The organism is Streptomyces sp. NPDC046859 (assembly GCF_040645135.1).
Lineage (GTDB): Bacteria > Actinomycetota > Actinomycetes > Streptomycetales > Streptomycetaceae > Streptomyces.
This window is the reverse complement of the sequence record NZ_JBEYXR010000023.1, coordinates 101,299-109,993: the sequence shown is the minus strand read 5'-3', so window position 1 is coordinate 109,993 and position 8,695 is coordinate 101,299. Positions and strand designations below refer to the sequence as shown.

General features: G+C 72.6%; 6 protein-coding genes. 3 read left to right on the top strand and 3 right to left on the bottom strand.

Annotation, left to right across the window (positions count from 1 at the left end; genetic code table 11):
* The 3 genes from ABZ899_RS28360 to glgB form a co-directional block, all read left to right on the top strand.
* The coding region (locus tag ABZ899_RS28360) for an alpha-glucosidase C-terminal domain-containing protein (RefSeq protein WP_361351216.1) at positions 1-978 on the top strand (978 nt) is incomplete at its 5' end.
* Positions 979-1,061: 83 nt separating this feature from the next.
* Positions 1,062-2,510 (top strand): maltokinase, encoded by a 1,449-nt coding sequence (locus tag ABZ899_RS28355; RefSeq protein ID WP_361351214.1) that lies wholly within the window; start codon positions 1,062-1,064, stop codon positions 2,508-2,510.
* A gap of 155 nt (positions 2,511-2,665) precedes the next feature.
* A complete protein-coding gene (gene glgB, locus ABZ899_RS28350; protein WP_361351226.1) occupies positions 2,666-5,476 on the top strand; it encodes a 1,4-alpha-glucan branching enzyme in 2,811 nt (936 codons plus the stop codon).
* A gap of 73 nt (positions 5,477-5,549) precedes the next feature.
* On the opposite strand, the gene ABZ899_RS28345 is transcribed toward glgB, so the two are convergent.
* The 3 genes from ABZ899_RS28345 to ABZ899_RS28335 all read right to left on the bottom strand — a co-directional run bounded on the left by ABZ899_RS28345 (position 5,550) and on the right by ABZ899_RS28335 (position 8,662).
* Complete coding sequence (locus ABZ899_RS28345) at positions 5,550-7,766, bottom strand: UvrD-helicase domain-containing protein (RefSeq protein ID WP_361351212.1); 2,217 nt, start codon at positions 7,764-7,766, stop codon at positions 5,550-5,552.
* Between the two features lie 180 nt (positions 7,767-7,946).
* The gene (locus ABZ899_RS28340; RefSeq protein WP_361351210.1) at positions 7,947-8,261 is read right to left on the bottom strand and encodes a thioredoxin domain-containing protein; all 315 of its coding nucleotides are present in this window, start codon (positions 8,259-8,261) and stop codon (positions 7,947-7,949) included.
* 14 nt (positions 8,262-8,275) lie between these two features.
* Entirely contained in the window at positions 8,276-8,662 is a 387-nt protein-coding gene (locus ABZ899_RS28335; protein WP_361351208.1) for a MerR family transcriptional regulator, read from the bottom strand.
* Positions 8,663-8,695: the final 33 nt, after the last annotated feature.

The following is an 8,695-nucleotide window of genomic DNA, read 5'->3' as shown; positions in this document are numbered from 1 at the left end:
AAGCGGGTCCGCAAGGAGATCGACGCCCAGTACCCCGACACCGTGCTCCTGGCCGAGGCGAACCAGTGGCCCGAGGACGTGGTCGACTACTTCGGGGACTACGCCTCCGGCGGCGACGAGTGCCACATGGCGTTCCACTTCCCCGTCATGCCGCGCATCTTCATGGCCGTGCGCCGCGAGTCCCGCTACCCCGTCTCCGAGATCCTGGCGAAGACCCCGGCCATCCCGTCGGGCTGCCAGTGGGGCATCTTCCTGCGCAACCACGACGAGCTGACCCTGGAGATGGTCACCGACGAGGAACGCGACTACATGTGGGCCGAGTACGCCAAGGACCCCCGCATGCGCGCCAACATCGGCATCCGGCGCAGGCTGGCGCCCCTGCTGGACAACGACCGGAACCAGATCGAGCTGTTCACCGCGCTGCTGCTGTCCCTGCCCGGCTCGCCGATCCTCTACTACGGCGACGAGATCGGCATGGGCGACAACATCTGGCTCGGCGACCGCGACGCCGTGCGCACACCGATGCAGTGGACGCCGGACCGCAACGCCGGTTTCTCGTCGAGCGACCCGGGACGGCTGTTCCTGCCGACGATCATGGACCCGGTCTACGGCTACCAGGTCACCAACGTCGAGGCGTCGATGTCCTCGCCGTCCTCGCTGCTGCACTGGACCAGGCGCATGATCGAGATCCGCAAGCAGAACCCCGCCTTCGGACTGGGCTCCTACACCGAACTCCAGTCGTCGAACCCGGCGGTGATCGCGTTCCTGCGCGAGTACGAGGACGACCTCGTGCTCTGCGTGAACAACTTCTCCCGGTTCGCGCAGCCCACGGAACTGGACCTCAGCCCGTTCGCCGGGCGCCATCCGGTCGAGCTGTTCGGCGGGGTGCGATTCCCGGCCATCGGGGATCTGCCGTACTTGCTGACGCTCGGGGGCCACGGCTTCTACTGGTTCCGGCTGCGCAAGGACGCCGCCTGAGACCCGGGCGGGGCGGTTTCCACCGCCCCGCCCGGGGCACGCAGAAGTATCACCCCGACCGTCCGGGGAAAGGACGCGACGTCATGTCGGAAGCCGTCACCCGTAGCACCCTCGTCACCCCGCCCGGCCTCCTCGCGTCACTGGACCCCCTGCTCAGAGACTGGCTGCCACGGCAGCGCTGGTTCGCCGGCAAGGGACGTCCGGTCACGGGCTTCTCGCTGGTCGCGGCGACGGAACTGCTGCCGCCCGGAGGCAAGCGCGGCCTGTACCACCTGCTGGTGCGCGCCCATCAGCCGCTCACACCGGCGCGGGGCGCGCCGGAGCAGCCGGCCGACTGCTACCAGTTGCTCGTCGGGGACCGTGAGGCGCTGCCGCCCCGGCTGGCGCCCGCGCTGATCGGGCATGTCACCGAGGGCCCCCTCGCGGGGCGCACCGTGTACGACGCGCTGTACGACCAGCGCCCCTGCGAACTCCTGCTGGAGGCCCTGCGCAGCGGGGCACGCGTCGGCGCCCTGCGCTTCGAACGGGACCCGGGCGCCGAGATCCGGTCGGCGCTGGTGCCCCGCCTGGTCACCTCGGAGCAGTCCAACTCGTCGGTCGTATACGGCGATACGTTCATCCTGAAGCTGCTGCGCCGGGTGGTGCCCGGCGTCAACCCGGATCTGGAGCTGCCGCTGGCGCTGGCCCGCGAGGGCTGCGACCGGGTGCCCGCGCCGACGGCGTGGATACGGGCGGAGCTGTCGGGTGAGCCGTATGTGCTGGGTGTGCTCCAGCCGTTCGTGCAGGGCGCGGGGGACGGCTGGGACCTGGCGCTGCGCGGTCTCGCCAAGGGCGAGGAGTTCACCTCCGCGGCCCGGGCCCTCGGGCGTGCGACGGCCGAGGTGCACATGGCGCTGGCCCGTGCCCTGCCGACCGTCACGCTCGGGCACACCCAGGTGCGGCAGCAGGTCGAGGGCATGGCAGGACGGCTCGACGCGGCCGCCCAGGCGGTGCCCGCGCTGCGGCCGTACGCCCCCGCCCTGCGCTCGGGCTTCGACGCGCTGGCCGATCTCGCCGCCGAGGGGTGCACCTGGACGGCCCAGCGCGTCCACGGCGATCTGCACCTCGGGCAGTGCCTGCGCTCGCCCGCCGGCCGGTGGTGGCTGATCGACTTCGAGGGCGAGCCGTCGAAGCCGCTCGCCGAGCGGCGGATGCCGCAGCCTCCGGTGCGGGACGTGGCCGGCATGCTGCGCTCCTTCGACTACGCCGCCCACTCCGCCGAGCACCCCGCACCGGGCTGGGCGGACGCCTGCCGGGCCGCCTACTGCTCCGGGTACGCCGAGGCCGGTGGCGCCGACCCGCGGACCGATCCGGTGCTGCTGCGGGCGTACGAGACCGACAAGGCGATCTACGAGGTCGTCTACGAGGCACGGCACCGGCCCGACTGGCTGCCGGTGCCGATGGCGGCGATACGCCGCCTCGCCGCCGACGTCCCGCCCGCACCTCCCTCCACTCCCGTTTCCCCCCCTTCGCCGAGGAGGCCACGCCCGTGACCCCGCGCACCACTCCCTCCAGCGGTCCGGACCCGCAGACACCGCCCGGGACGACGGCCGAGCCCACGCCGGCCGCGAAGAAGGCGACGGCGAAGAAGGCCGCGGCGGCCGGGAAGGCCACGCCCGCGAAGGCCGTCGAGAAGGCCGTGGCGTCGATGCGGAGGGGCGTGGCGAAGAAGGCCGCACCCGCGGCGGCGGCGCAGAGGACGGCCGCGAAGAAGGCCCCGGTGACGGCGGCCGCCAAGAAGGCGGCCCCCGGGGAGGCCGCCGCGGAGAAGGCCCCGGCGAAGAAGCCCGCGGCCAGGAGGACCGCCGCGAAGAAGGCTCCGGCCGAGAAGGCCGTGACGAAGAAGGCCGTGGCGAAGCAGGCCGTGGCGAAGCAGGCCGTGGCGAAGAAGGCGGTCGCCAGGAGGGCCGCGGCCGACGCTCCGGCCCCGGACAAGGCCGCGGTCGAGGAAGCCGCGGCGAAGAAGGCCGTCTCCAAGAAGGCCGCCGCCAAGAAGACGGCCGCGACCACCAGGACCGTCGCCAAGAAGACCACCGCGAAGAAGACCGTGGCCCGGCAGGCCACCGCCAGGACGCCTGCCGAGGCCGCCGCGGGCAAGGGGACCGCCGCCGCGGTCCCGCCGGCCGGGGGCGCGGACGCGAAGAAGGCCGGGGGCCGGAAGATCCCCGCCCAGCAGGCCCCCCGGAAGAAGATCCCGGCCCAGCAGGCGTCCGGGGGCACCGCCGGACCCGGTACCCCCGCCGAGCAGCCGGCTCCCGTCACAGCCGCCGGCTCCGCCGCCCTCGACGCCGCCGACCGCGAGCGGCTGCTCTCCGGCACGCACCACGACCCGCACTCCGTGCTCGGGGCGCATCCCGTCCCCGGTGGCGTCGCCTTCCGTGCCTTCCGGCCGTTCGCCCTGTCGGTGACGGTCGTCGCCGGTACCGTGCGGGCCGAGCTCCACGACGACGGCGACGGGTTCTTCACGGGGCTGCTGCCGCTGCGGGACGCGCCGCAGGACTACCGGCTCCTCGTGGCGTACGAGGGGACGGTGCAGGAGACCGAGGACGCCTACCGCTTCCTGCCCGCGCTCGGCGAGCTCGACCTGCATCTGATCGGCGAGGGCCGGCACGAGGAGCTGTGGCGGGCGCTCGGCGCCCAGCCGATGACCCACCAGGGCGTGACCGGCACCCGCTTCACCGTGTGGGCGCCGAACGCGCGCGGCGTCTCGCTCGCCGGCACCTTCAACTACTGGGACGGCACCGGCTTCCCGCTGCGCTCGCTCGGCGGCACCGGCGTGTGGGAGCTGTTCGTGCCCGGCATCGGCGAGGGCGAGCTGTACAAGTTCGAGATCACCCGGCCGGACGGTTCGAAGACGCTGCGCGCGGACCCGATGGCCCGCCGCACGGAGGCTCCGCCGAACACCTCCTCCATCGTGCACGCCTCGGAGTACGAGTGGGGTGACGCGGACTGGCTGGAGCGGCGCGGCGCCCCGGCCCCGCACGAGGCGCCGCTCTCCGTGTACGAGGTCCACCTGCCGTCCTGGCGGCCGGGGCTGACGTACCGCCGGCTCGCCGAGCAGCTGCCCGCCTACGTCAAGGACCTCGGGTTCACGCACGTGGAGCTGATGCCCGTGGCCGAGCACCCGTTCGGGGGCTCCTGGGGCTACCAGGTCACCGGGTTCTACGCGCCGACGGCCCGGCTCGGCACCCCGGACGACTTCAAGTACCTCGTGGACCGGCTGCACCAGGCCGGCATCGGGGTGCTGATGGACTGGGTGCCGGCGCACTTCCCGCGCGACGACTGGGCGCTGGCCGAGTTCGACGGGCGCCCCCTGTACGAGCACGAGGACCCGCTGCGCTCCGCGCACCCCGACTGGGGGACGCTGGAGTTCGACTTCGGGCGGCGCGAGGTGCGCAACTTCCTGGTCGCCAACGCGGTGTACTGGTGCGAGGAGTTCCACATCGACGGGCTGCGGGTGGACGCCGTCGCCTCGATGCTCTACCTGGACTACTCCCGCGAGCCGGGCCAGTGGGTGCCCAACGAGCACGGCGGCCGGGAGAACCTGGACGCGGTGGCGTTCCTGCAGGAGATGAACGCGACCGTGTACCGGCGCAACCCGGGGGTCGTCACCATCGCGGAGGAGTCGACCGCCTGGGACGGCGTGACCCGTCCGACGCACGTGACCGGGCCGGGCGGCTTCGGCGGGCTGGGCTTCGGGCTGAAGTGGAACATGGGCTGGATGCACGACTCGCTGGAGTACATGGCGAAGGAGCCGGTCCACCGCAGGCACCACCACGACGAGATGACCTTCTCGATGGTGTACGCCTACAGCGAGAACTACGTCCTGCCCATCTCGCACGACGAGGTGGTCCACGGCAAGCGGTCCCTGGTGTCGAAGATGCCCGGCGACTGGTGGCAGCAGCGGGCCAACCTGCGGGCCTACCTGGGCTTCATGTGGGCGCACCCCGGCAAGCAGCTGCTGTTCATGGGACAGGAGTTCGCGCAGGGCGCCGAATGGTCGGAGGCGCACGGCCCGGACTGGTGGCTGCTGGACCCGGCGTACGGGGCGGAGGCGGACCACCGGGGCGTGCGCGACCTGGTGCGCGACCTGAACACGGTCTACCGCCACACGCCGGCGCTCTGGCAGCGGGACACCGACCCGTCCGGCTTCCGGTGGGTGGTGGGGGACGCGGCCGACGACAACGTCTTCGCGTTCCTGCGCTACGACGCCGAGGGCGTGCCGCTGCTGGCGGTGTCGAACATGTCGCCGGTCGTCCGTGACGACTACCGGCTGGGCGTCCCGGACGACGTTCCGGCCTGGCACGAGGCGGTGAACACGGACGCGGCCCGCTACGGCGGCAGCGACGTCACCAACCCCGACCCCGTCAAGCCGGAGCCGCAGAGCTGGCACGGATGCCCGGCGAGCATCCGGCTGACGCTGCCGCCGCTGGCCACGGTGTGGCTGCGCCCGGCTTAGTTCCAACGGCTCCGCCCCGGATGCCGCTCCTCGGACGCCGGAGGGGCTGACTTCTCAGCCCCTCCGGCGTTGCTCAGTTCGTGGCCAGCGCCTTCGGCAGGCGGCCCGTGTGCAGGACGCCGAGCCGCTGCGTCGCCCGGGTCAGCGCCACGTACAGGTCGCTGGTGCCGTACAGCCCCGGCTCGACCACCAGCACCGAGTCGAACTCCAGCCCCTTGGCCTGGCGCGGGTCGAGCAGGACGACCGTGCGGGTGAGGTCGGGCTGCTCGCCCGCCGTCACGCCGTCCAGCCGGGCCGCGAGCCTGCGGTGCAGATGGCGGGGCGCGATGACCGCGAGGCGTCCCTCGGCCGGCGTGAGCTCCTCGACGGCCTTGGCCACCGCGCCGGGCAGATCGTCGGTGGCCCGGACCCAGGGACGCACACCTGTGGACCGTACGGAACTCGGCGGTTCGAAGTCCGGGTCCTCCGCCCTGACGACGGCCGCCGCCAGCTCCATGATCTCGGCGGGCGTGCGGTAGTTGACGCCCAGCCGGGCGTGCTCCCAGCGGTCCTCGACGTACGGCTGGAGGATCTTCGCCCAGGACCCGACGCCGGCCGGCTCCGCGGTCTGCGCCGGGTCGCCGACCAGGGTCATCGACCGCGTGGGGACACGTCGCATGAGCAGCCGCCAGGCCATCGGGGACAGCTCCTGCGCCTCGTCGACGATGATGTGCCCGAACGCCCAGGTGCGGTCGGCCGCCGCGCGCTCGGCGGCGCTGCGGTGGTCGTCCTCCTCCTGACGCTCGGCGAACCGCTCGGCGTCGATGATGTCGTGCGCGGAGAGGACCTCGCTGTCCTCCTCTCCCTTGTCCTCGAACTCGTAGGTCCGGGACGCGTACGACACGTCCAGCACGCCCTGCGCGTAGGCGATCTGCGTCTCGCGCTCACGTTCGGCCCGCGCCCGGGCGAGACGGTCGTCCTCGCCGAGCAGTTCGGCGGCCTCGTCGAGCAGCGGTACGTCCGACACGGTCCACGCCCGGGTCACGGGCCGCCGGATCGCGGCCGCGTCCTCGTCGGGGAGGTAGCCGACGGGGTCGGCGAGGAAGTCGGCGACCAGGCGCTGCGGGGTGAGCCGCGGCCAGAGCTGGTCGATGGCCGCCCACACCTCGGGGTTCTCGGCGATCTCGTCGCGGATCTGGGTGATGTCGCTGGGGTCGAGGAGGCTGGTGCCGTCGAAGGGGTCGGTGCCGACCCGCTCGGCGTACAGCTCGGTGAGGGTGTTGAGGATGTGCCCCTCGAAGTGCTCGCGGGCCGCGTTGTGCGGCAGCCGGGCGGCGCGGGTCTTCTCCCGGGCCACCTTCACCAGTCCGTCGTCGAGCATCAGGACCTCGCGGTCGTGCTCGATGGCGATGACCGGATCGGGCAGCGCCTGCCAGTCCCGGACGACCTCGGCGAGGACGTCCGCCATGTCGGCGCGGCCCTTCACGGCCGCCGCCTCCCGGGTGTCGGCCGCGGTCGCCCTCACGCCGGGGAACAGTTCGCCGACGGTGGCCAGCAGCACCCCGGTCTCGCCGAGGGAGGGCAGGACCTCGCCGATGTAGCCGAGGAAGGCGGGGTTGGGGCCGACGATCAGGACGGCGCGCTTGGCGAGCAGCTCGCGGTGCTCGTAGAGCAGGTAGGCGGCGCGGTGCAGGGCGACGGCGGTCTTGCCGGTGCCGGGGCCGCCCTCGACGACGAGGACGCCGCGGTGCGGTGCCCGGATGATCTCGTCCTGCTCGGCCTGGATGGTCTGCACGATGTCGTGCATGCGGCCGGTGCGGGCGGCGTCGAGCGCGGCGAGCAGGACGGCGTCGCCGGTGGGGTCCTCGTGGCCGGTGCGCTCGCGGTCGCCGAGGTCGAGGATCTCGTCGTGCAGGGCGGTGACGGTACGCCCCTCGGTGGTGATGTGCCGCCGGCGCCGCAGCCCCATCGGGGTGTGGCCGGTGGCCAGGTAGAAGGGGCGGGCGACGTCGGCCCGCCAGTCGACGAGGATCGGGGTGCGCTCGGCGTCGTCGGCGCGCAGCCCGATCCGGCCGATGTGGTGGGCCGCGCCCGAGGAGAGGTCGATCCGGCCGAAGCACAGGGAGCCGTCCACCGCGTTCAGCGCGGCGAGCAGCCCCGAGCGTTCGGCGACGAGGATGTCCCGCTCCAGGCGGGCCTGCATGGGCTTGTCGCCTTGGGCGAGCGCGTCCGAGACTCCGGCCTCGGTGTCGCCGCGCAGGGCGTCGACGCGTGCGTACAGGCCGTCGATGAATTCCTGCTCGCGTCGCAATTCACCGTCTTGGAATTCGGTGTTTGACAATTCCGCTCCCGCCCGGATATACTGTGCTCACTGGACTTCTCCGCGTCTTCGCTATTCGAAGTCGCGAACCATTGAATATACGCAAAGAAATCCCCCGGGCGCAATTGCCCCGGGGGATTTCTGCTGTGCGCGGCGCGGTGGGCGCGGTGCTCAGAGCACGTCGGCCAGCTCCTGAAGGAGCCGCCGCTTGGCCCGTGCCCCGACCATCGCCTTCACCGGCTCGCCGTCGCGGAACACGATGAAGGTCGGCATGGACAGCACCTTGTAGGCGTTGGTCGTCAGCGGATTGGTGTCCACGTCGAGCTGGACCACCTTCAGCCGCTCCCCCTCCTCCGCGGCCAGCGCGCCGAGCACCGGTCCCATCTGCCGGCACGGCGGGCACCAGTCGGCGGTGAACTCCACCAGCACCGGCAGCCGCGCCCCGATCACCTCCGCCTCGAAGTCCGCGTCCGTCACCTCGGTCACGCCCGCTGTCCCGGTCACAGGTCCCGCCCTCCCAGTTCGCACAACGGTGGTTCGCTCTCGGCCAGCGCCAGCCGCAGCCCGATCTTGGCGCGTACGGCCCGCAACTCACCGATCAGCGCGTCCAGCTCGTCCAGCTTGCGCCGGTACACCGCGAGCGAGGCCGGACAGGTGTCGCCCTCCGGATGCCCGGCCCGCAGGCACTCCACGAACGGCCGGGTCTCCTCCAGGTCGAACCCGAAGTCCTGCAACGTCCTGATCTGCCGGAGCAACCGGAGATCGCCCTCGTCGTACACCCGGTGCCCGTTGGCGCCGCGCCGGGCGGGCAGCAGCCCGCGCGACTCGTAGTAGCGCAGGGTGCGCGTCGTGGTCCCGGCCCGTGCGGCCAGCTCGCCGATTCGCATGCGGTCGAACGTAGTCCTTGACGCCGACGTCAG

Excerpts from the sequence above, each read along its gene's own strand:
- ABZ899_RS28355 (WP_361351214.1), top strand. The coding sequence starts at position 1,062 with ATGTCGGAAGCCGTCACCCGTAGCACCCTCGTCACCCCGCCCGGCCTC.
- glgB (WP_361351226.1), top strand. The coding sequence starts at position 2,666 with ATGCGGAGGGGCGTGGCGAAGAAGGCCGCACCCGCGGCGGCGGCGCAG.
- ABZ899_RS28335 (WP_361351208.1), bottom strand. The coding sequence starts at position 8,662 with ATGCGAATCGGCGAGCTGGCCGCACGGGCCGGGACCACGACGCGCACC.